We start from the raw sequence: 21,248 nt of genomic DNA, 5'->3' as shown, positions 1-21,248 counted from the left end.
GGCCCGACGATCGCGGAGGACGCGCGCACGGCGGTCGTGTTCGGCATGCCGCGCGCGGCGATCGAGATGAATGCGGCGTCGCTGGTGCTGCCGCTCGACCTGATTGCCGGCAGCCTGTGCGCGACGGCTGGCGTTCCCGTGCCGCTTGCGGGGGCCGCCGTGCGATCGGGACTGGCGGAAGGATCCCCCTTGTGAACGCATCAGCCGTGGACAACGGCGCGCGCCTGCTGCTGGTCGAGGATTCCGACACGCAGGCGCTGCGCATCCGCCGCATGCTCGAACAGCACGGGTTCCAGGTCGAACGCGTCGAGAGTGGCGAGGTCGCGCTCGACCGTCTGGCGCACGATATTCCGGACCTCGTCATCGCGGATTACCATCTGCCGGGCATGAATGGCGGGCAGATGGCGCGTCAGATCCGCATGAGCGCCTCCACGCGTCTTGTCCCCGTGCTGATGCTGACCGAGGGGGCCGAGCCCGGGCTGGAGCGCGAGGGGCTGGAAAGCGGAGCGGACGCGTATGTGTCCAAATCCGCGTTGCCCGAGGTTCTGGTGCTGCGCATCCGGGCGCTCCTGCGGCAGACCGGCCGACAGGGGGGCGAGGACGCGCTGCCGTTCCGGCGCGCCCGGATCGTGGTGCTGACGGGAGACGACACCCGGTCGAGCCGCACGCCGGGAGCTCTGGTGGCGTTGCTGTCGCGCGACGGCCATCTGGTGACCGAGGAGCACGACCCCGACGGCCTGATCGAATCGGGCTGGCTGGACCCGGACCGGGCACCGGACTGCATCGTGGTCGACCTTGTGACAACGCGCTTCGACGGGGTCGCGTTCTGCCGGCGGCTCGACGCGCTACGCCAGCGTGTTCTTCTGGCCGGTGATGTGCCGTTGCGTATTCTGGGTCTGTGCCGGCAATCGGACTATCGCAGCGATGCCTCGCTGCGGCTGTTCGAGGCCGGCGTGGACGATCTGGTGCCCGAGGACATTGATTCCGACGTTCTGGCCCTGCGTATCCGCGTTCTGGTGCGCCGCAAGCTGGGACAGGACGAGATCCGGCGGCAGGAGGACGAGCGTCGCGCACAGGAGGCGGCGGTGGCGAGCGCGCGGCTGGAGGCATCGGTCAACGCGGCCAAGGCATCCCTGGCCGGAGCGCTGGAGCAGGCGAACCGGGAGCTGGCACACGCCAACCACGCCCTGATCGAGGCGCAGGGCAAGCTGGTGCAGAGTGCCAAGATGGCCTCGCTGGGTGAGCTGGTGGCCGGTATCGCGCATGAGATCAACAACCCGCTGGCCTTTACGATCGCGCACAAGGACACGGTCGAGCGCGCGCTGGATCGGTTGATGAACGAGGCCGCCCCCCCCGACGCCGGCACGCGCGAGGCGCTGCTGGCCAAGTGCCGCGCGCGTGTCGGCTCCATGGCGCTGGGTCTGAAGCGGATTCAAAATCTGGTGCTGAGCCTGCGAAAGTTCTCGCGACTGGATGAGGGGGCTTTTCAGGAGGTCGATGTGCCCGAGGCGGTCGACGTCGCTCTGGCGCTGCTGACACACAAGATCGGCCCGGGGATCGTGATCGAGACCGACCTGCGGGCGCCGGCCGTGCTGTACTGTCAGCCGGCCCTGTTGAATCAGGTCGTGATGAACCTGCTGAGCAATGCGATCGACGCGATCGTGCGCGAGGGCGACAGCGAAGGACGCGGCGACCATCGCATGGTGACAGGCCGCATCCGGATCGCAACGCGCCTGTACCCCTCTTCCGATTCGACCGAACCGTCCTACATCATCGAGGTCGAGGATTCCGGGCCGGGCATTCCTCCCGAAACGCGCGAGCGGATTTTCGAGCCGTTTTTCACCACCAAGCCCGTGGGTGCCGGGACCGGCCTTGGTCTGGCGATCGCCTATGGTGTCATGCAGGCCCATCACGGCGCGATCGCCATCGATGAGTCGGGGCTGGGCGGCGCGCGCTTTACCCTGACCGTCCCCTATCGCGCGCTGGAGGCTCCCGACACCGCCGCGCCCTATTCGTCGCAGGAGACGCCATGACCGCGCGCCCGCTTGTTCTGATCGTCGACGATGAGTCGGAAATTCTGGTCGCGCTGACCGACCTCCTTGAGGATTCGTTCGAGGTCCTCTCCACGACGGCGCCGGCCCGCGCGCTCGAGATCCTGCACAGAAACCCGGGCATCGCGGTCATCATTTCCGACCAGCGCATGCCCGGCATCCCGGGCGATGTGTTTCTGACGCGTGCCCGCGCGCTCAGTGACGCGCAGGCGATCCTGCTAACCGGATATGCCGATATCGGCGCCGTCGCGGCGGCGCTGAATCAGGGGCGGATTTCGTTCTATTCCCACAAGCCGTGGGAGCCGGATGCTATGCTGGCCATGGTACGGCAGGCCGCCGAGCGGTTCCGGCTTGAAGGCGAGTTGCGGACCGAGCGGATGCTGCTGGGCGCGCTGATGGCCAATCTGCGCTCCGGCTTGTCGTTCAAGGACTGGTCGGGTCGGTTCGTGCGTGTCAATGACCTCGCCGCCGCCACGTTCGCCGCGGACCCCGTGGACTGTGTCGGCCACCGGGAGGTCGATCTGTGCGCCCCCGGACAGCGTGCGCGGGTCGAGGCGGCGGAGCAGCGTCTGGCCGCCAACGGACGCGACGAGGAGACGTTTCTGGTCCCCCCGGACGAGCCGGGTGCCGGGCGCTGGCGCGAGGTGACGCGCGTCCAGCTGGCCGGGCGTGGCCGCGATCTGGATGGGCATGAAAACGAGGGGGTCTGGTCGGTCACGATCGACCGGGACGTCACGGCGCGCGTGGAGATGGAGCAGCGGCTGCGCCAGGCCGAGAAGATGCAGGCGCTCGGCACCCTGTCCGGGGGCATTGCCCATGATTTTAACAACCTGCTGACCGCCGTGATCGGCTCTCTGGAACTGGTGGGCGATATGGTCGCGCCCGACCCGGCGGTGGCGCGTCTGCTGGACAACGCGACCACGGCCGCCCAGCGCGGAGCGGTGCTGACGCGGCGGCTACTGAACTTCAGCCGCCCCCGCGATCTGCAGATCCACAGTGTCGATGCCTGCGCCCTGATCAGCGGCATGCGCGATCTTCTGGCCCAGAGCACCGTCTCGCGCCCCGACCTCGACCAGACGCCGGGCGGCGGGGGGGCATGCGTGCTGGACCTTGCGGGCGTGCCGGGCGCCGGGCGTCTGCCACAGGTGCGAACCGATTCCGGGCAGCTCGAAATGGCGCTGCTCAACTTGTGCATCAATGCCCGGGACGCGATGCCGGGCGGCGGCACGATCCGGATCGAGGCAAGGGCCGAACAGGTCGAGCCCGACGCCGCGCTCAAGGGGGTCGCGGGCGGCGGCGGGGCGGCGACGGTGGCCACGCTGCCCGCTGGCGCCTATGTCGTCATCGCCGTGGTGGACGAAGGACTGGGCATGTCGACCGAGACCGCCGCCCGGATTTTCGAACCGTTTTTCACCACCAAGGATATCGGGCGCGGGACCGGCCTTGGCCTGTCGATGGTCTATGGTTTTGTGCGGCATTGCGGCGGCGATGTGCGGGTGGACTCGGCGCCGGGGCGCGGTACGCGCATGGAGCTTTGGTTGCCCGCCGAGGCGGCCTGCGACCCCGTCACCGAACCGGTGTCGTCCGCTGTAACGGCGACCGGTGCGCCGACCGGGCCGCTGCATGTGCTGGTCGTCGATGACGAGGCGCTGGTGCGTGCGGTGACGGCCGGGTTCCTGATGCAGGCCGGGCATACGGTCGTCGAAGCCGAGGACGGCGAGGAGGCACTGTCACTGATCCGTAAGGGCGAGCCGTTCGATCTGGTGGTGATGGATCTTCTGATGCCGGTGATGGGCGGCGTGGAATGTGCGCGCCGCATCCTTGAGGAGCGCCCGTCGCAAAAGATCATCTTCGTTACCGGTTTCGCCGACATGGACACGCTGCCGGACGGGGCGCGGGTGCTGGCCAAGCCGTTCACGCCACAGGCGCTGGCCGCCGCCCTGCGTGAGGTCGCGGGGGGTTGAGCGCGGGGCCGGGTGGCCGGCGGGGTCTCTTGTCTTGCGGCTTCCGTCGCCTATCTTATCGCTCTATGCACAATATGACGTCTTCCCCCCATGATCCGGTCGGCTGGCACGGCACGACCATTCTCTCTGTGCGTCGTGGCCGCTCGGTCGCCATGGCGGGCGACGGCCAAGTGACGCTGGGCCAGACGGTGATCAAGGGCAATGCCCGCAAGGTCCGCCGGATCGGCCCGCACGGCACGATCCTCGCGGGGTTCGCCGGTGCCACGGCCGATGCCTTCACGTTGCTGGAGCGTCTTGAGGCCAAGCTGGAGCGCTATCCCAATCAGCTGGAGCGCGCTTGCGTGGAACTGGCCAAGGACTGGCGGACCGATCGCTACCTGCGCCGTCTGGAGGCGATGATGGCCGTCGCCGACGCGGAGCGCTCGTTCACCCTGACCGGCAACGGGGACGTGCTGGAACCCGAAGACGGCATCGTCGCGATCGGTTCGGGTGGAAACTACGCCCTGTCGGCGGCACGGGCGTTGATGACGGTCGAAGGTCTTGATGCCGCGGAGATCGCACGCCGGGCAATGAAGATCGCCGGCGATATCTGCGTCTATACGAATTACTCCGTCATTCTCGAAACGCTGGGCTCCGACAGCCCGGGCGAGGGAGCGTGAGCCTTATGGACAGTCCGAACTATTCCCCGCGCGAGATCGTCTCGGAACTCGACCGGTTCATCATCGGGCAGAACGATGCCAAGCGTGCCGTCGCCATTGCGATGCGCAATCGCTGGCGGCGTGCGCAGTTGCCTGAGGGTCTGCGCGACGAGGTCGTGCCCAAGAACATCCTGATGATCGGGCCGACCGGCTGCGGCAAGACCGAGATCGCCCGCCGTCTGGCCAAGCTGGCGCAAAGTCCGTTTCTGAAGGTCGAGGCGACGAAATTCACCGAGGTGGGGTATGTCGGCCGCGATGTCGAGAGCATCGTGCGCGATCTGGTTGAAGTCTCGATCACCATGTTGCGCGACATCCGGCGGCGCGACGTGCAGGCCGGCGCCGAGCAGGCGGCCGAAGCGCGGCTGGTCGATGCACTGGTGGGCGAATCCGCGTCCGCCGACACCAAGAGCAAGTTCCGCCAGATGCTGCGCAACGGGGAACTGGAGACCAGGGAGGTCGAACTCGCCATCACGGACCCGCAGGCCGCGCCTGTGGGCGAGATGCCCGGCTTGCAGCCGGGGAACGTCATCAATTTCGGCGACATGATGAAGGGGCTGATGAACCGGACGCCGCAGCGCCGCCGCCTGACCGTCGCCGCGGCGCGCGAGGCGCTGGTGCGGGAGGAGGCCGACCGCCTGCTGGATTCGGATGCTTTGACGCGCGAGGCCGTGCAGCACGCGCAGGACCACGGCATCGTGTTCCTCGACGAGATCGACAAGGTCTGCGCGCGTTCGTCCGACGGAGGGGTGCGCGGCGGTGACGTCTCCCGCGAAGGCGTGCAGCGCGATCTTCTGCCGTTGATCGAGGGTACGACGGTCTCGACCAAGCATGGACCGGTCAAGACGGATCATATCCTGTTCATCGCCTCGGGCGCGTTCCATCTGGCCAAGCCGGCCGACCTTCTGCCGGAGTTGCAGGGCCGCCTGCCGATCCGCGTGGAGCTCGATCCGCTGTCGCGCGACGACCTGCGGCGGATTCTGACCGAGCCGGAGCATTCGCTGCTGAAGCAGTACTCCGCGCTGCTGGAGACCGAGGGCGTGGATCTGGCGTTCGACGACGATGCGGTGGGGGCCTTGGCCGACCTTGCGGCCGAGATCAACGAGCGCGTGGAGAATATCGGCGCGCGGCGGCTGGCCACGGTTCTGGAGCGGTTGCTGGAGGATGTCTCGTTCTCGGCCTCTGACCGTGCGGGTCAGGCCGTGCGGGTCGCGGCGGCCGACGTGCGGGAGAAGGTTGCGCCGCTTGCCCAGAAAGGCGATCTGAGCCGCTTCATCCTCTGAGGACGGGCCGGAGCGCGCGGACACCGCGCGCACCGATTTCGTTCCCCGGAGATCGCTCCAGCGCAAGGTCAGCACCATGTCCGATCCGTTCGTTACCCCCCAAGACGAAACCGCCGCCGCCGCGATCGCGGAGATCGGAGAGGAACTCGCACTGTTCGACGACTGGATGGAGCGTTACCAATATATCATCGAATTGGGCCGGAAGTTGCCACCGATGCCCGCTGGCTGGTACGACGACGCCCACCGCGTGCCGGGCTGTCAGAGCCAGGTCTGGCTCGAGAGCCTCGAGCGCGACGGGTGCCTGTATTTCGCCGGTGCGTCCGACGCGGCCATCGTGTCGGGGTTGGTCGCGATGTTGCTGCGTGTCTATTCGGGGCGCACGCCGGACGAGATCATGGCAACCGAACCACGCTTCCTGCATGACCTGGGACTGGTGCAGGCGCTGTCGACCAATCGCGGAAACGGGGTGGAAGCCATGGCACGCGCCATTCGTCTGGCAGCCGGCAAGGCAGTGGCGTGATGGTATAAAGTCGGCATTTAGAGAAAAGTGTTTTCCGCGCGAATAATTTCTCTACTATTACCTTTCTTTTGATGTGAACAACGGAGAGGTCATGGCGGATATTATGGCCTTAGTCTTGGATGCGCTGGTGTTTGTTCTGTTGCCATGGCTGATGTGGCGCCTGACGCAACGGACCATGCCGATCGTCGTCCTGCCTATTCTGGTCGGGATCACGCTCGCGGTCACCCGTTGGCCCCTGGGATGGGCGGGAATTCCGTCGCTGTATGGCACGTATATCGGCTGGGTTGCCGTTCTGGTTCTGGCCTTCACCGCCGGGCTGGAGATGTGGCAGCACCCCGGTGCGGACGCGGGCGAGGCATCGACGAACGCGGGACTTGGCCGTTTGCTTGGCAGTGCGTTGTTCGCATTGCTGATCCCGTTCGTCATTGGGACGACGCTTATTCATCGGTTCTTCCTGTCGCTGCCCGGGTGGCAGGCCCCGGGAACGGGTCTGTGGATTCAGGCCATGTCGATCGGACTGTGTCTGGCGGTCAGTGCGCTGCCGGTCCTGATCGGACTGGTGCGCGAACTCGGCCCGCATGATCGGCCCTTGGGACAGACGGCGCTTAAAATCGCCGTCGTGGACGATGCCGCCCTTTGGATCGGGCTCGCGGGGCTGGAGATCATGGCCAAGGGCACGGCGGCCTTGCATGGCTGGACGATCCACCAGTTCGCTGCCGTGGTGATACTTGTCGTTCTGGCGTTAGCGGGTCGTTGGGCGACGCGGCATGTCCGCAATCCGCCGGTGCTCGCCATCTGGGCGGCGTTGCCTATCTGGCTGGCGGGTGGTGCGTGGGCCAGCATGCAGCTTGGCCTGCATGAACTGATCGGGGCGTATTTCGCCGGTGCGGTGATGCCGCCGGCGTGGGTCCGCAGGCTGCCGGTCGAGCAGGTCGGCACGTTTGCCCTGATCTGGCTGGCGCCCCTGTTCTTCGGCCATAGTGGACTGAATATCGACGGCAGGGCGCTGACGTGGCCGTCGGTGCTCGCGTCCGTCATGCTGGTCGTGATGTCCGTGTCCACGAAGATCGGTGCCGTTGTCGCGGTGCCGCCCGTCGGCGGCATGCGCTGGCGCGACGCGCTGGGCGTGGGGTCTTTGTTGCAGTGCAAGGGGCTTATGGAAATCGTCGCGGCGACCATCCTGCACAGCCGTGGCATGATTTCGGAGTTCGCGTTCGCCTCCCTGATGGTTTTGGCCGTGGCCTCCACGACCCTGACCGGGCCTTTGTTCCGCATGGTGGTCCCGAAGCGACGGGCGGTGCTGGCGTCCGCCTGACGCCGGGGACCTCTTCCCGGGGGCACATGATCACCCGTGCCCCCCCCCCGCCGGCCGACAGGGTCGATCGCGAGCCTGCACGCGTGCTCAATCCAGCCTTTTGCCGCTTTGGTTTGACAGGTCTTGTGCCACGCTTCCTAAGATGAACGGCAGCGACGACCAGCCGGTGCAGGCGACGGAGGAGTGCGGCAGATGGACGGATCACACGGGGTCGATGCCCAGACCCGGCAGGATGAACGTCTGGCCGCCCTGCTGCCGCGCTTTGCCGAACGCGCGGCCGTGCATGACCGGTCCGGCGAGATCGCCCTCGAGACGTTGGACGACCTTCGTCAGGCGGGGTTTCTCGCGCTGGCCGTGCCGCGCGAGAAGGGCGGTGGTGGGATCGGGTTGCGCCGGACCGTCGACCTCGTCGCGCGCGTCGCCCGGGCGGATCCGTCATCGGCGCTTATTCTGGCCATGCAATATCTCCAGACGGCCGGCATCGCGTGCTCGTCGACATGGCCGGATGACCTGCGTGATGAAGTGCTCGGCTCTGTTGTTCGTGACGGCGCTCTGGTCAACGCGCTGCGGGTCGAGCCGGACCTGGGCACCCCGGCGCGCGGCGGTGTCCCCGCCACGCGCGTGCGGCGCGCGGGTGGCCGATGGCTGCTGAGCGGGCAGAAAATTTTCTCCACGGGCTCAAGCGCGCTGACGTGGGGTCTGGTCTGGGGTGTGACGGACGAGCCCGAACCACGCGTTGGCCAGATTGTCGTGCCGCTCGACCTGCCGGGCGTCCGGATCGAGAAAAGCTGGCATCATCTGGGGATGCGCGCCACCGGAAGCCATACATTCGTGTTCGACGATGTGGACATCCCCGACCGATATCTGACGTCGTTGCAGCCGGTGGGCGCGGGCAGCCCAGAGACGGCGAGTGTCGCGCGCTGGCATGCCATAATCGTTGCGGGCCTGTACGATGCGATCGCGCGTTCGGCGCGAGACTGGCTGGTGGACTTCCTGCACAGCCGGGTGCCGTCGGCCCTGGGCCGGTCGCTGGCGACGCTGCCGCGTTTTCACAGCGTGCTGGGTGAGATCGATGGTCTTCTTTTGGTCAACACCGCCCTCATGGAACGGGGGTTGACGCAGGCCGAGGCCGGGCAAAGGGCGGAGGACGATGGTCAGATCAAGCGGATCATGACCGAGAATGCCATCGCCGCGGTCGCCAAGGCGATCGAAGTCACCGGCAATCCGGGCCTGAGCCAGGACAACCCGCTGGAGCGCCACTACCGCAATGTCCTGTGCGGACGGATCCACACGCCCCAGGCCGACATGGTGCTGGAGAGCGCCGGCAAGCATGTCCTCGTGCCCGCGCCCTGAGGCGGACGTCGGCGCCCGGAGTCCGCGTCCTCATGTGACACTCGTGCAACAGGTTCTACCCTCACTGTCGCGCATCTCTCGCTGCCGGTTTGATATGTTATAATATACCATATATACCGGGCGCGGTATCGAGTGTCTCATCAGGCAGGTCATGACTCCCATTTCAAAACCGCGCTCTCTCGCTCTCTGGCTGGCGGCAACCGCGCTGTGTTCGGCTGCGACGATGGTTCCCTCACGCGCGCGGACGACGGCGCCCGACAGCAGCCAGTCGACGCCCCAACCGGCCGGCGTTCATGCGAAGCCGCTCGCCCCGGCCAAGCGGTCGAGCGCCGTTTCGCGTTCGTCGTTTACGGGGGGGGCGTCCCAGCAGACGGTGACGGACACGCTGGACACGAACGAGGAGCATATCGTCGTCAACGCGCATCTCGATCAGCGTCGCGCGGCGTTGCAGCCGTCCACCGGTGCCACGACCTATCGTTTTTCGCGCCAGGATCTGGAGACGATCCCGGGGGGCGACAATGCGCCTCTGAACGGCGTTCTGCTGCAGGCCCCGGGCGTGGCGCAGGACAGTTACGGCCAGATCCACGTTCGCGGCGATCATAATGAAGTGCAGTTCCGGCTCGACGGCGTCGGACTGCCCGAGGGGATGAGCGTGTTCGGACAGGCGCTGATGACGCGCTTTGCCCATTCCATGTCCCTGACCACGGGGGCGTTGCCCAGCGAATACGGATTTCTTCAGGCCGGCGTTATCGATATCTCGACCAAGAACGGCAGTGCCGATCGCGGCGGCGAGGTCTCGATCTACGGTGGTGCGCGGGATTACTTCTTCCCCTCGCTTCAATATGGTGGCCATGCCGGGAAATGGGATTTCTTCGCCACCGGCGATTTCGTCCATGATCGCGTCGGCATCGAGAACCCGACGTCGAGTTTCAATGCTCTGCATGATCTGAGCAACCAGTATCATTTCCTGGGTCATCTGCGGTACACGGCCGATTCCAACACCCGGATCAGCCTGACGGCGGGTGTGTCCAATGCCGAGTATCAGCTTCCGAACAATCCCGGTCAGCAGAGACAGTTTGCCAATCCGAGCTATCTCGGCAGTTCGCTGGAACAGACGAATTATGGTTCCGTCGACAGCGCGAGTCTGAATGAGCGTCAGAAGCAGATCACCGATTTCGGAATCCTGTCCCTGCAAAAAGATATCGGCTCGAACATCAGCCTTCAGGCGTCGGCGATCGTGCGTTATTCGTCGCTGGGCTATTCGCCCGACGCCCTGGGTGATCTGGTCTATAACGGTATTTCCCAGCGGGCCCAGCGCTCGGTCTTTTCGTCGGGCTCGCAGACGGACGTCACGTGGCGGGCCGCTCCTGACCATACGGTGCGGTTCGGTTATCAGGCTTATGTGGAGCGGAATATTTCGAAGACCGATTCCGTCGTCTATGCGCAGACGGGCGAAGACGAGACCGGAGCGGCCGTGTTCAACGGCGATACACTCAACATTCATGACGGGAACGGACGGACAGGCTGGATCTATGGTCTGTACGCCCAGGACGAATGGCACCCGTTGCATAACCTGACGATCAATTACGGCCTGAGATTTGATGGCGTGGACGAGTACACCCATTCGAAGCAGATCAGCCCCCGCATCAACATCGTGTATCAGCCATGGCACGGTGGCGTGCTTCACGCGGGATATTCACGCTACTTCACGCCGCCGCCGTTCGAGATCGTGGGCGGAACGCAGCTGAGCAAATATGCGAACACCTCAGCCGCGCCCGGAACGCTTCAGGACTCGACCGTCAAGGCCGAGCGCGATCATTACTTTGACGCCGGCTTCGCGCAGGAGATTCTGCCGGGTTGGCATGCATCGTTCGACGCCTATCTGAAGATCGCGAAGAACATGATCGACGAGGGGCAATTCGGATCCCCGATCGTGCTGTCGGCGTTCAATTACCGTCGCGGCCAGGTGCATGGGTATGAATTTGCCACGAACTACGACCGTGGTCCGTTCAGCGTTTATGGTAACGTCGCGTGGTCACGCGCGATCGGCAAGGACATCACGACGGCACAATGGAATTTCGATCCCGACGATCTGGCTTATGCCCGTCATCGATGGATCCATCTTGACCACGATCAGCGATGGACGGCATCGGCCGGCGGAAGCTACCGGTTCTGGTACAAAACGGGTCATCCGCTGATGCTGTCGGCCACGATGGTCTATGGCAGTGGTCTGCGCGAGGATTCCGACATCCCGAACGGGGCTTCGGTGCCGCAGTATGTGACGTTCAACCTGTCGCTCGTGCAGAGCTTCGAGGATCTGTTCCATATGTCGTTCCTCAAGCGTACGCAGGTTCGCCTCGACGTCACCAACCTGTTCGATGCGCGCTACGAGTTGCGGAGCGGCACGGGCATTGGCGTCGGCGCACCGCAATATGGCCTGCGCCGCACGATCCTGACCGGGATTTCGCAGCGCTTCTGACGGGAAGACTTCAGTTCGCCGGCCGGTGCTCATGGACGCGCCGGCCGGCGATATAGGTCTCGCGGACACAGCGTTCGTCACCCAGAGACATCAGCGCGAACAGGACATCGGTCAGGTCGCGCGCGCCCCCGGTTCGTAATGCCAGCAGCGGCGTTGCGCCCGGATCGAGAACGCACAGATCGGCATCCATACCGACGGCGACCGTGCCGATACGATGGTCGAGGTGAAGCGCCCGCGCGTTGCCGGCCGTTGCCAGCCAAAACCCCTGAACGGCGTGCAGCCGTTGCCCCAGCGCCTGCGCGACCTTGTAGCCATCGCCCAGCGTTCGCAGGGCCGAAAGCGATGTGCCGGCACCCACATCCGAGCCCAGTCCACACCGCACCGGCCGGGGGCGGCGCATGGCGCCGAACAGATCGAAAGTACCACTGCCGAGAAACAGATTCGAACTGGGACAGTGGGCGACGCCGCACTGTGCCTCATGGCATCGGTCGAGTTCGTCGGTGCCGAGATAGATGCCGTGCCCCAGTACCGAGCGCGGGCCGATCAGACCAGCATGGCCATACACGTCGAGGTAGTCGCGCCGATCGGGAAACAGGCTGCGCACCCAGTCGATTTCCGCCGTGTTTTCGGCGATGTGCGTCTGCATGTAGAGACCGTCATGTTCGCGCAGGAGCGCCCCCGCCATATCGAGCTGCGCCTGGGTGCTGGTGGGGGCGAAACGCGGGGTGACGGCATAGCGAAGTCGTCCGCGACCGTGCCAGCGACTGATGAGCGCCTTGGACTCGTCATACCCGCCTTGCGCGGTGTCGCGCAGCGCGTCGGGCGCGTTGCGGTCCATCAGAACCTTTCCGGCGATCATCAGCGCGCCCAGCGCCTCGGCATGGGTGAAGAACGCGTCGACCGACTCCGGGTGGACCGTGCAATAGACGCAGGCGGTCGTGGTTCCGGCGGCGATCAGTTGGCTCAGGAAAGCGTCGGCGACATGATCGGCGTGCGCGCGGTCGGCGAAGGCCGCCTCGGCCGGGAACACATAGCGCTCCAGCCATGTCAGCAGTTGCTCGCCATAGGAACCGGTGACCCCGAGCTGGGGGTAATGCACATGCGCGTCGATGAACCCGGCGCCAATCAGTCCAGGCGCGATGTGCACCGTGGCGTCGGCAGGGACGTCGCGCGCGTCATAGGGCGCGACATGGGTCAGAACGCCGTCACGGGCGACGACCAGCGCGTCACGGACATGAACAAGGCACGATTCGGGCGGCTGCTCGAACGGATTGCCGGAAAAGGTGACGACGTCGCCACGAAGGGCGAGGGGTGGAATGGGCACGGTGGTCGGTCCTTCGGGGCGCGCGTTTGCCGCACCGTTCGCACACGTTTCCGCCGCCGGGGTCAGGCACCGTCGACCCGTCGATATGGACGTTGTGCGTTCAGGAAGTCGGCGTTCTGGTCGAGTTCGTTCGAGATGACCAGCAGATACGCGATGGCGCGCGTCATCTCCAGACGTTTTTCGATGTCGCTTTCGCGGATTTCAAGCTGCCGCAGTATCCGCGTGGCGGCATGGGCCATGGCGGCCGTGCGACCATAGCGACCGGTAAACTGGGTCATCCGCCGCAGGACCACCTCCACCGGTCGCCGGGCGGAGGGCGGCAGTTGCTGGCGCGCGTGCAGATGGCGCAGGCGAATGACGTTCAGCCCGATGGTCATCGCCGCCAGCGTGCCCTGGAGATAAGCCTCGATCACGGGGGCCGGCGCCGGGCCGGCGTGCCGGACGACGCGCGCCATGCGGTCGGCGCTGTAACCCACCCAGCGGCGCGTATCGGGTAACGCCGGGCTGGCGGCCAGACGCCGCAGATCGCCCAGAATACGCCCGCGCATCCGCCAGCGCACGGAGTCGGTGTTGAACGGAAGTACCATGCGGAAGATCAGGACCGCGCAGCCCGCGCCCAGAACCGTGGCCACGGCGCTGTTGAAATAGGCGATCTCCGTCTCCCGCCCACCGTTGAGCGGCGAGATCATATTGATGGTGAAGATGTTGTAGGCTGCGGCGGCCAGGGCGGTGGACGCGTTGCGCGCGGCCAGTCCGCCCACGATCATCGGCACGGCCAGAACGGCGGCCAGAGTCGTCGGATCATTGACGGCCGGCACGACCCAGAGCGACATGATTCCGGCGACGATTGCGGCCGCCACCGTTCCGCGGAAGAAGTTGCTGGTGGCGATCACCGGGTTCTCGCGGGTCGCGAACAGACCGACCGTGAGCGAGATGATGGTGATGAAGCCAAGGCCGCTTGACCATGCGGTGACTTCCCAGATGAGCGACGCCACCGTGATGCTGGCGGTGGCGCGGATGCCGTTATGCAGGGCCTCGGTGTAATCGCGCGGTGCCGGCAGGCGGAAATGGAAATGGTCGCGCACGTCGGGGCGTGTGCTGGCGTGGAACTCGCGCAGTGCGAAATACAGGTCGTCCAGCAACTCCCACAGGGCCTGATGAAGAACGCGGCGGTCGAGCAACATCGTCATGTGCTCTTCGCTCACGCCCCCCTGCGGCGGCAGTTCCTCGCCCAGGGCGGCGGTGATCCGGGCTCTGCACTGGTCCTGCAGGGCACGCACGCGGACCATGGCGTTCGCCGCGCCTTCGTCGTGTGCCAGCAGGGGGGGGATGTCGCGCATCAGGTCGCGTGCCATCCCGGCCGTGGCGCGGAAATCGCTCTGCTCGTCCGGTAGCGCGGCCATGCGCGTGGCCATGCCGAGCGCGCGCGACAGCAGGACGGACACGGCCGCCAGTGCCGCCCGGGCGTGGTCGCCCTCGCTGCCGTGGTGGCCCATTTCGACTTCGGTGAATTCGATCTGGTCGTTGATCGTCAGGATTGTGCCGAACAGCGCGCGCGAGCGCTGAAAGGCGTGTTCGCCACCGTCGAGAACGTGCGCAACCGCATCGGTTGCGCTGTCCATGGCCGATGTCAGCTTGGCGCGGAGGGCGATGCGGGCCTGTGTCTCGCCATTGATGGCAAACAGGGCGGCCAGGGATCCTTCGACCACGATGCCCAGCATGATGTAGGTCGAGCGCGACACGGCGACGGTAAAGATGTCGTTCGGGTTCGACGCCGCCGCAAGTCCGACGATCGCGCAGCTATATCCGGCGAGGACGGCGGCATAGGCGCGGAAATTGCGCACCATCGTCGCGACCGTGCAGCACAGGCCGAGCCATAAGGCGATGGCAGGCAGAAACAGGAAGGGCTGCTGGGGAAACAGAGCTGTGAACAGCACGGCCATGACCACGCCCACGGCGGTACCGACGACACGCCAGCGCGATTTGGACAGACTTTCCCCGCGCGAGTTCTGGGCCACGATCCAAACGGTCATGGCCGACCATTGCGGGCTGTCGAGTTCCATCCACATGGCGATCAGCAACGAGATGATCGCCGCCGCCGTCGTCCTGACCGCGAACAGCAGCGACGCCGGCGACGGCGCGTACAGCCACGCCAGACCAGATGGCCGCGCCATCCAGGCGGACACGGCGGACTGTACGGCGGTCGCTCGTCGGGACCGGGACGACTGAGGGGTGGACGAGGCAGTCATGCGCGCGCTTTGGACCAGTAAGGACGCGAAGGGTAGCCGAACGGCAGGGCGAAAGCTCCGCGCAACGCACGCATGACTGCCATTTACTGATTGTTCAAGAGTGCGTGACCGTCCGGGTAGTTTCCGCGCCTCCCCGGCGGGGCTAGGGTACGCGGCCCTGTGTCCGGTCGGGAAAACGCTGCCTTATGACTCGCCTTCCTCTTCGCGCTCTGACCGTCCTGCTGGGCATTCTGTCCTGCGGGCATGGTGCGGTTGCCGCGCCGCATGGTCCGACACGCTTTGCCGATGTCGTGCTGTCGCCCGACGGAACACAGGTGGCCAGTCTGGAGCAAGGCGCTGCGGGTGGCACGGTGCTGATGCTGCGTGGCACGGGCGATGGGCGCGCCAGGACGGTCACCCTCCCGTGCTCCGTCGCGGGTTGCGTTCCGACGGCCGCTGCGTTCGCGCCGGGCGGCCACTCCCTGGTCGTCGTCACGACCGACGCGGATGGCAGTTCGTCGCTCTTCGGGATGACGGCGCAAGGCGTTCACCCGGCGCTGATCCTGCATTTTGATGGCGTCATCGATCGCCCCGTCTTTGATGCGACGGGCAACCTGTCGGTCCTGGCGACCCTTCATCCGGCTAAGCGCCCGGGGGCAACGCAGGCATCGGCCGTGCGGGCAGGGGACATGAACGTCCAGCCGGACGAACAGCGCATTGCCCGGATCGATGGCGGCGCGGTGCATTTCGTCTCCGACGCCGGGCGCTATGTCTACGACTACGATCCCCTGCCGGGCGGCGGTTATATCGCCGTCTCGGCCGCCGGGGATGGCGATGCCAATTACTGGGTGGCGACACTGGACCGCATCGCGCCCGACGGTGTGACGACGACCCTGTTCCATCCGCCGCAGACCATGCAACTTGCCCAGCCCCGGGTCTCTCCCGATGGTCGCACGGCGGCGTTTATCGGTGGATTGATGAGCGATTTCGGATCGACCGGCGGCGACGTCTACACGCTGGCGCTGGACGCGAACGCCGCGCCCGTGAACCGGATGGTCAAGGAAGCGCGCGCGATGACCGCGACGGCCGTAGGGTGGCAGTGTGGTGCCGGACTGTCGGCCACCGTCCAGCATGAGACGGAGTTCGCACTGCTTGCGCTCGACGGTGAACGGCCCCGCGTGATGTGGCATGGCGGCGGCAGCGTGGGGCTGGGTCAGCGCAGCCACGCGATCGCCTGTGCCGGTGGCGCGGCGGTGACGGTGCGCGAGGACTTCGATCGGGCGCCCGAACTCGCGGCCGCTTTGGTGGAAGACGGGCGCCTGACAGCCTTTCACGACGTGACGCAACTCAATCGTGGCCTGGCTGGCGGCGTGAAGGCGTTGTCCCTGACGTGGAAAAGCGATGGTGTGTCCGTGCAGGGGTGGTATCTGCGCGCGCCCGGCATGACGGCCGCACAGCACCCGTTGATCATTGATGTTCATGGCGGCCCCAGTGCCGCGTGGGTGCCGCGTTTTGGCGTCGGGCCGACGGAGACGGCGCTGCTGGCGCGTGGATATGACCTGCTGCTGCCCAATCCCCGTGGCAGTTTCGGTCAGGGAGAAGCCTTCGCCAGCGCGGTCGTGCATGACTATGGCGGTGGCCCCCTGCGCGACATTCTTGCCGGGATTGACGCTGTTGCGGGGACCTTTCCGGTCGATGAGCGTCGGCTCGGGCTGATCGGGTATTCGTATGGCGGCTACATGGCGATGTGGGCACCGACGCAGACGGATCGCTTTGCGGCCGTGGCGGCGGGGGGTGGCGTGTCGGACTGGCTGTCGATCGAGGGCGAGCAGGGGATCGTGACGTCTGACATTCCGTTCTTCGGCGCCTCGATCTACGATAACCCGGAGCCCTACCTCGCGGCGTCGCCCGTCCTGCATATGAAGACGATGCATACGCCCGCTTTCGTGTATGTCGGCGAGCGCGATATCGAGTGCCCGATGCCACAAAGCCAGGAGTATGTTCAGGCCCTGCGCGTTCTGGGCGTGCCGTACAGCTATGTTGTCTATCCCGGTCTCGGGCATGGGCTGGCCGACCCCGGCGCGCGGGCGGATGTCGCAACGCGCACGGCGAACTGGTTCGCGCGGTGGTTCGCCGGTCGCGGATGAAGAGTGGGCGTTACCGGAGCGTCTTGTTTACAGGCGCAGGATCATCGCGCAGCGGGAGGTGGACGGCAGACCGCGCGCGACCTCCTCGTTCAGGATCTCGTCCAGCCACGGGGGGCATTCCGGGCGCGGTATCTCCACAAAGCCGAGGCGCGCGTAATAGGGCGCGTTGAACGGCACGGTTCGGAACGTCGTGAGAGTCAGGGCCTTCAGACCCTGTTCCGCGGCAGCGGTGGCGGCCCGTGTCAGCAGCGCGCGGCCGACGCCCCGACGCTGAAATCGGGTGGCCACGGAAATCTCATGAATATGAAGGTATGTATCGTGAAGCGAGGCACTGAGAAAGGCGTGCGGCCTGTCGTGTTCGTCGACGGCGACCCATGTCTGGCCACCGATGATCGCGAGGCGATGGTCGTCGGCTGACATGACGGTGTCGTCGGCAATCCACGACAGGTCGCCGATGGCCGGATCGACCACGCCGCGGAAGGCGTTGGCGGCCGAGCGCTCCACGTCGGGCAGCATCGCCGCATCCTCGACCCGGGCGCCCCGAATTACGAAGTCTGTTGCATCAGCCCCGTCATCGCGAAGGCCGGCCTGTGCGAACAGGGCGTTGCGATCGTCGGCGGTGGCGAACAAGACGTCGCCGCTCCGCACGCTTTGCGTCAGGGCGTAGGCGCGCCGTGTGGCGGGTCGGGCAGCGATTGCGGCATGCCAGCGGGCTAGTGACGGAAACAGGGTCATGTCCTGACCCTGTCCTTCGGGAAGGATCCAGGGATAGGCGGCAAAATCGGCAATCGATACCGCATCGCCCGCCAGAAACGCCGTGGCGCTCAGCCGTCGGTCCATCACGCCATAGAGGCGCGTGGTTTCCTTGACATAACGGTCGATGGCGTAAGGTATTTTTTCCGGCGCGTAGCTTGAGAAATGATGATTCTGTCCCGCCATGGGGCCGAGCCCCCCGACCTGCCAGAACAGCCATTCCTCGACCGCGATGCGCTGGCGTGGCGTGTCACCGCCGAAGCGCCCTGTCTTGCGCGAAAGATACGACAGGATCGCGCCGGATTCGAAAACGGAGAGCGGTGCCCCCCCGTCGTCTGGCGCGTGATCGACAATCGCGGGGATGCGATTATTGGGCGAAATGGCAAGGAAATCCGGCAGGAACTGGTCTCCCTTGCCGATATTGACGGCATGAAGCCGATAGGCGAGTCGCGTCTCCTCCAGCATGAGCGTGATTTTGTGACCATTGGGCGTCGGCCAGTAATGCACATCGATCATCGGAACACTCCTGACCTGGTCAAGGTTGTGAGCGTAAAAGCTCATCGACCTCGTCCCGTGTCGGCGCGGCGTCGGCCGCACCGTGGCGGGTAGTGGCAAGTGCGCCGCACGCGGCGGCGAACCGCACGCAGTCGGCAAACGGTCTGCCCTCCGCCATGGCGGTGGCCAGACCGCCGTTGAAGCAGTCCCCCGCGGCTACGCTGTCGATCGCGGTGACGCGGAACGGGGGTATGAAGCCGCTCTCGCCGTCTGCGGACCAGAACACGCCCCGTGCGCCGAGTTTGATCAGAACGCGGGCGAGGCCGCGCTGATGAAAGACCGCTGCCGCGTCGGCGGCCGTCTGCGCATCATGGGGCCGGATGCCGACCAGTCGTTCGGTTTCCGTCTCATTGGGGGTCATCACGGTCGCCAAAGCATACAGCGCGGGGTCCAACGGCTCGTGCGGGACGGGTGCGGGATCGAGAATGACCGGCACGCCTCGGGTGTGGGCCGCCTGTGCGGCGGTGCGCACCACGGCCAGGGGAATTTCCAGCTGAAGAAGAAGAACCTTTGCCGGAAAAAGAACCTTCTCAAACTCGGGTAGGTCCGTCGGCGCGATCGACAGGTTCGCACCGCCGATCACCGTGATTGTGTTTTCGCCCCGCGCGTCCACCGCGATCAGGGCGAGTCCGGTCTGATGATCGCGGTCCGTGCGCAGGGCCGACGCGTCCACACCGAAACGCGCCAGAGCCGTACGGGCCGTGTCGGCAAAAGCATCGTTGCCGACCTGGCCGACAAGACGTGCCGAACCACTCAGCCGAGCCGCCGCGGCGGCCTGATTGGCGCCCTTGCCGCCCAGTCCGATCTGGGCGGCGGGCGCGTGCAGCGTTTCACCGGGTTTGGGCAGTGCTTCAAGCCGGGCCACGATATCGATATTGATGCTGCCGAATATCACAATCGCGGGAAGGAGAAGGGAAGTATCGGACATATCGCGTCTTTCGTAGGCAACAGAGTGATGCGTTTATGAACGGATATTTATATCTCTACCAGCGCTTGTTGATTTTTTAATGAACTATTGTAGAATACAAACGCTGAGTGACGGATAACCGTGCTTCTGCCGCATACATGAATTTAATCGGATTCCATACCATGCCTGACACAGAGACCCGTTCGTCGTTGCTTGATCTGACCGCGCAGATCGTCTCGGCCCACGTGGCGAACAATACGATCACGTCCGAATCGCTGCCCGAGCTTATTCGACAGGTCTATCGCGCGTTGGATGGTGCGGGCCATGTCGAGCCGGAGCCCGAGAAGCTGCAGCCCGCCGTGCCGATCAAGCGTTCGGTTTTTCCGGATTATATCGTCTGCCTTGAGGACGGTAAGAAACTCAAGATGCTCAAGCGTCATCTGCAGAGCGCCTATGGTATGACGCCGGAACAGTACCGCGAGCGGTGGGGCCTGCCGTCCGACTATCCCATGGTCGCGCCGAACTATGCCGAGCGCCGTTCGACGCTGGCACGCGAGATCGGTCTGGGCCGCAAGGTCAGCATCGAGGCCGATGCCTCTGTCGCCGACATCAGCGAGAGTGGGGAAAGCGCCAAGCCGACGCGTGGTCGTCGCAAGGGCGGCGCCGCCTGAGCCGGGCGATTCCGCACGAGCGAACAGACCATTGACGGAGATCCAGGGTGGTCGCGACATCTGGCGATGAGGCGCTGGCCCGGCTGCAACAGCGCCGGGCGCTGTTGCGGTGGCGTCTTGGGGCCATCGGTGCCTTTACACTTCTCGTCGCCGTGGCCGGGGGCGTACGTCTTCACGTCTCCGACCACGGTGGTCTGAAGCGCGATCATCTGGCGCGCTTGCGCGTCACGGGTGTGATAGGATCGGACGTTAGTCGACTGACCGACGCATTGCGAGATGCCGGGGACGACGCCTCCGTAAAAGCCATTATTCTGGACGTTGATACGCCGGGTGGCTCCGTCACCGGGGGCGAAAATCTGCACGACGCAGTTGAGCGCGCCGCTCGCCGCAAGCCTGTGGTGGTCACCATGGACGGCTTGGCGGCATCAGCCGGTTACATGATCTCGGTGCCGGCCCAGCGCATTTTCGCGCAGCGCGCGACGTTGACCGGGTCGATCGGCGTTCTGATGCAGGCGCCCGATTTTTCCGGTCTGCTGGGCAAGGTCGGCGTGTCGGTCGACCAACTGGTGTCGGGCGATCTGAAGGGCCAGCCGTCTGGCGTTCAGCCCCTGTCCCCTGCGGGACGGGCCATGTTGCAGAGCCTGGTGGGTGAGCTTTACGAACAATTCGTCGCCATGGTCGCGGCCGGACGGCATATGTCGCCCGACGCGGTGCGGGCGCTTGCAGACGGTCGGCCCTATACCGGGGCGAAGGCCGTCACGTTGGGTCTGGTCGATCAGATCGGCACGGAAGACGACGCACGAAACTGGCTCCGTGACCGTTACCATATTTCGCTTGCCTTGCCGGTGCGTGACATTGGACAAAAGAAGCGCAACTGGCTGGTCGCCCACATGGCCTCGGGTGATTTCGGCGGCCTGGCGCAGGCCATTGTCTCAAAAGGTTTTTTGGGTCAGGATTTGGCCCGAGGAGGGCCTGTTGCTCTCCTGCAGCTCGGCGACTGACG

The 21,248-nt window shown here is 65.5% G+C and carries 16 protein-coding genes; 12 read left to right on the top strand and 4 right to left on the bottom strand.

What is annotated here, in order from left to right; translation table 11 throughout:
* The 9 genes from HUK82_RS01645 to HUK82_RS01605 form a co-directional block, all read left to right on the top strand.
* Nucleotides 1–195, top strand: a 195-nt coding sequence (locus HUK82_RS01645; protein ID WP_305144397.1) for a chemotaxis protein CheB, incomplete at its 5' end; no start/stop codon positions are given.
* Entirely contained in the window at nt 183–2,033 is a 1,851-nt protein-coding gene (locus HUK82_RS01640) for a response regulator (protein ID WP_373318296.1), read from the top strand. The genes HUK82_RS01645 and HUK82_RS01640, both read left to right, overlap by 13 nt.
* Nucleotides 2,030–4,015, top strand: a complete 1,986-nt coding sequence (locus HUK82_RS01635) for a response regulator (protein ID WP_176612280.1) — start codon at nt 2,030–2,032, stop codon at nt 4,013–4,015. The genes HUK82_RS01640 and HUK82_RS01635 overlap by 4 nt, the downstream gene beginning before the upstream one ends.
* Nucleotides 4,016–4,080: 65 nt before the next feature.
* Complete coding sequence (gene hslV / locus HUK82_RS01630) at nt 4,081–4,674, top strand: ATP-dependent protease subunit HslV (protein ID WP_176612279.1); 594 nt, start codon at nt 4,081–4,083, stop codon at nt 4,672–4,674.
* Nucleotides 4,675–4,679: 5 nt separating this feature from the next.
* Nucleotides 4,680–5,993 (top strand): ATP-dependent protease ATPase subunit HslU, encoded by a 1,314-nt coding sequence (hslU, locus tag HUK82_RS01625; protein ID WP_176612278.1) that lies wholly within the window; start codon nt 4,680–4,682, stop codon nt 5,991–5,993.
* 76 nt (nt 5,994–6,069) lie between these two features.
* The gene (locus tag HUK82_RS01620; protein WP_176612277.1) at nt 6,070–6,513 is read left to right on the top strand and encodes a SufE family protein; all 444 of its coding nucleotides are present in this window, start codon (nt 6,070–6,072) and stop codon (nt 6,511–6,513) included.
* Nucleotides 6,514–6,604: 91 nt separating this feature from the next.
* Nucleotides 6,605–7,828: a cation:proton antiporter gene (locus tag HUK82_RS01615; protein WP_176612276.1), complete on the top strand. Its 1,224-nt coding sequence runs from the start codon at nt 6,605–6,607 to the stop codon at nt 7,826–7,828.
* A 192-nt stretch (nt 7,829–8,020) separates the two neighbouring features.
* Complete coding sequence (locus tag HUK82_RS01610) at nt 8,021–9,181, top strand: acyl-CoA dehydrogenase family protein (RefSeq protein ID WP_176612275.1); 1,161 nt, start codon at nt 8,021–8,023, stop codon at nt 9,179–9,181.
* A 151-nt stretch (nt 9,182–9,332) separates the two neighbouring features.
* On the top strand, nt 9,333–11,660 hold the full coding sequence (locus HUK82_RS01605; protein WP_246495143.1) for a TonB-dependent receptor: 2,328 nt from the start codon (nt 9,333–9,335) through the stop codon (nt 11,658–11,660).
* A gap of 10 nt (nt 11,661–11,670) precedes the next feature.
* On the opposite strand, the gene guaD is transcribed toward HUK82_RS01605, so the two are convergent.
* Nucleotides 11,671–12,984: a guanine deaminase gene (gene guaD / locus HUK82_RS01600; RefSeq protein ID WP_176612274.1), complete on the bottom strand. Its 1,314-nt coding sequence runs from the start codon at nt 12,982–12,984 to the stop codon at nt 11,671–11,673.
* Nucleotides 12,985–13,046: 62 nt separating this feature from the next.
* Nucleotides 13,047–15,158, bottom strand: a complete 2,112-nt coding sequence (locus HUK82_RS01595) for an FUSC family protein (RefSeq protein WP_176612273.1) — start codon at nt 15,156–15,158, stop codon at nt 13,047–13,049.
* A gap of 260 nt (nt 15,159–15,418) precedes the next feature.
* On the opposite strand from HUK82_RS01595, the gene HUK82_RS01590 reads away from it, so the two are divergent.
* Nucleotides 15,419–17,359 carry a S9 family peptidase gene (locus HUK82_RS01590; RefSeq protein ID WP_176612272.1) on the top strand — a complete coding sequence of 647 codons (1,941 nt, stop codon included), beginning with the start codon at nt 15,419–15,421 and terminating at the stop codon, nt 17,357–17,359.
* Between the two features lie 27 nt (nt 17,360–17,386).
* Here HUK82_RS01590 and HUK82_RS17720 read toward each other — a convergent pair whose 3' ends face one another.
* Nucleotides 17,387–18,673, bottom strand: a complete 1,287-nt coding sequence (locus tag HUK82_RS17720) for a GNAT family N-acetyltransferase (protein WP_218061488.1) — start codon at nt 18,671–18,673, stop codon at nt 17,387–17,389.
* The gene (gene rbsK, locus HUK82_RS01580) at nt 18,648–19,595 is read right to left on the bottom strand and encodes a ribokinase (protein ID WP_176612270.1); all 948 of its coding nucleotides are present in this window, start codon (nt 19,593–19,595) and stop codon (nt 18,648–18,650) included. Before rbsK ends, HUK82_RS17720 begins: the two co-directional genes overlap by 26 nt.
* A gap of 161 nt (nt 19,596–19,756) precedes the next feature.
* Between rbsK and HUK82_RS01575 the strand changes: the two genes are divergently transcribed.
* The gene (locus tag HUK82_RS01575; protein WP_176612269.1) at nt 19,757–20,245 is read left to right on the top strand and encodes a MucR family transcriptional regulator; all 489 of its coding nucleotides are present in this window, start codon (nt 19,757–19,759) and stop codon (nt 20,243–20,245) included.
* A gap of 47 nt (nt 20,246–20,292) precedes the next feature.
* The gene (sppA, locus tag HUK82_RS01570; RefSeq protein WP_176612268.1) at nt 20,293–21,246 is read left to right on the top strand and encodes a signal peptide peptidase SppA; all 954 of its coding nucleotides are present in this window, start codon (nt 20,293–20,295) and stop codon (nt 21,244–21,246) included.
* The last annotated feature ends 2 nt before the right edge of the window (nt 21,247–21,248 follow it).

It is taken from the genome of Ameyamaea chiangmaiensis, assembly GCF_013376175.1.
Classification (GTDB): Bacteria; Pseudomonadota; Alphaproteobacteria; order Acetobacterales; family Acetobacteraceae; genus Ameyamaea; species Ameyamaea chiangmaiensis.
The sequence above is the reverse complement of the archived record's forward strand: the minus strand, read 5'-3'. Positions and strand labels throughout refer to the sequence as shown.

Bases quoted from the DNA above. Each gene is read 5' to 3' on its own strand.
- HUK82_RS01635 (WP_176612280.1), top strand. From the start codon at position 2,030: ATGACCGCGCGCCCGCTTGTTCTGATCGTCGACGATGAGTCGGAAATT.
- hslV (WP_176612279.1), top strand. From the start codon at position 4,081: ATGCACAATATGACGTCTTCCCCCCATGATCCGGTCGGCTGGCACGGC.
- hslU (WP_176612278.1), top strand. From the start codon at position 4,680: ATGGACAGTCCGAACTATTCCCCGCGCGAGATCGTCTCGGAACTCGAC.
- HUK82_RS01620 (WP_176612277.1), top strand. From the start codon at position 6,070: ATGTCCGATCCGTTCGTTACCCCCCAAGACGAAACCGCCGCCGCCGCG.
- HUK82_RS01615 (WP_176612276.1), top strand. From the start codon at position 6,605: ATGGCGGATATTATGGCCTTAGTCTTGGATGCGCTGGTGTTTGTTCTG.
- HUK82_RS01610 (WP_176612275.1), top strand. From the start codon at position 8,021: ATGGACGGATCACACGGGGTCGATGCCCAGACCCGGCAGGATGAACGT.
- HUK82_RS01605 (WP_246495143.1), top strand. From the start codon at position 9,333: ATGACTCCCATTTCAAAACCGCGCTCTCTCGCTCTCTGGCTGGCGGCA.
- HUK82_RS01595 (WP_176612273.1), bottom strand. From the start codon at position 15,158: ATGGCGCGGCCATCTGGTCTGGCGTGGCTGTACGCGCCGTCGCCGGCG.
- HUK82_RS01590 (WP_176612272.1), top strand. From the start codon at position 15,419: ATGACTCGCCTTCCTCTTCGCGCTCTGACCGTCCTGCTGGGCATTCTG.
- HUK82_RS17720 (WP_218061488.1), bottom strand. From the start codon at position 18,673: ATGAGCTTTTACGCTCACAACCTTGACCAGGTCAGGAGTGTTCCGATG.
- rbsK (WP_176612270.1), bottom strand. From the start codon at position 19,595: ATGTCCGATACTTCCCTTCTCCTTCCCGCGATTGTGATATTCGGCAGC.
- HUK82_RS01575 (WP_176612269.1), top strand. From the start codon at position 19,757: ATGCCTGACACAGAGACCCGTTCGTCGTTGCTTGATCTGACCGCGCAG.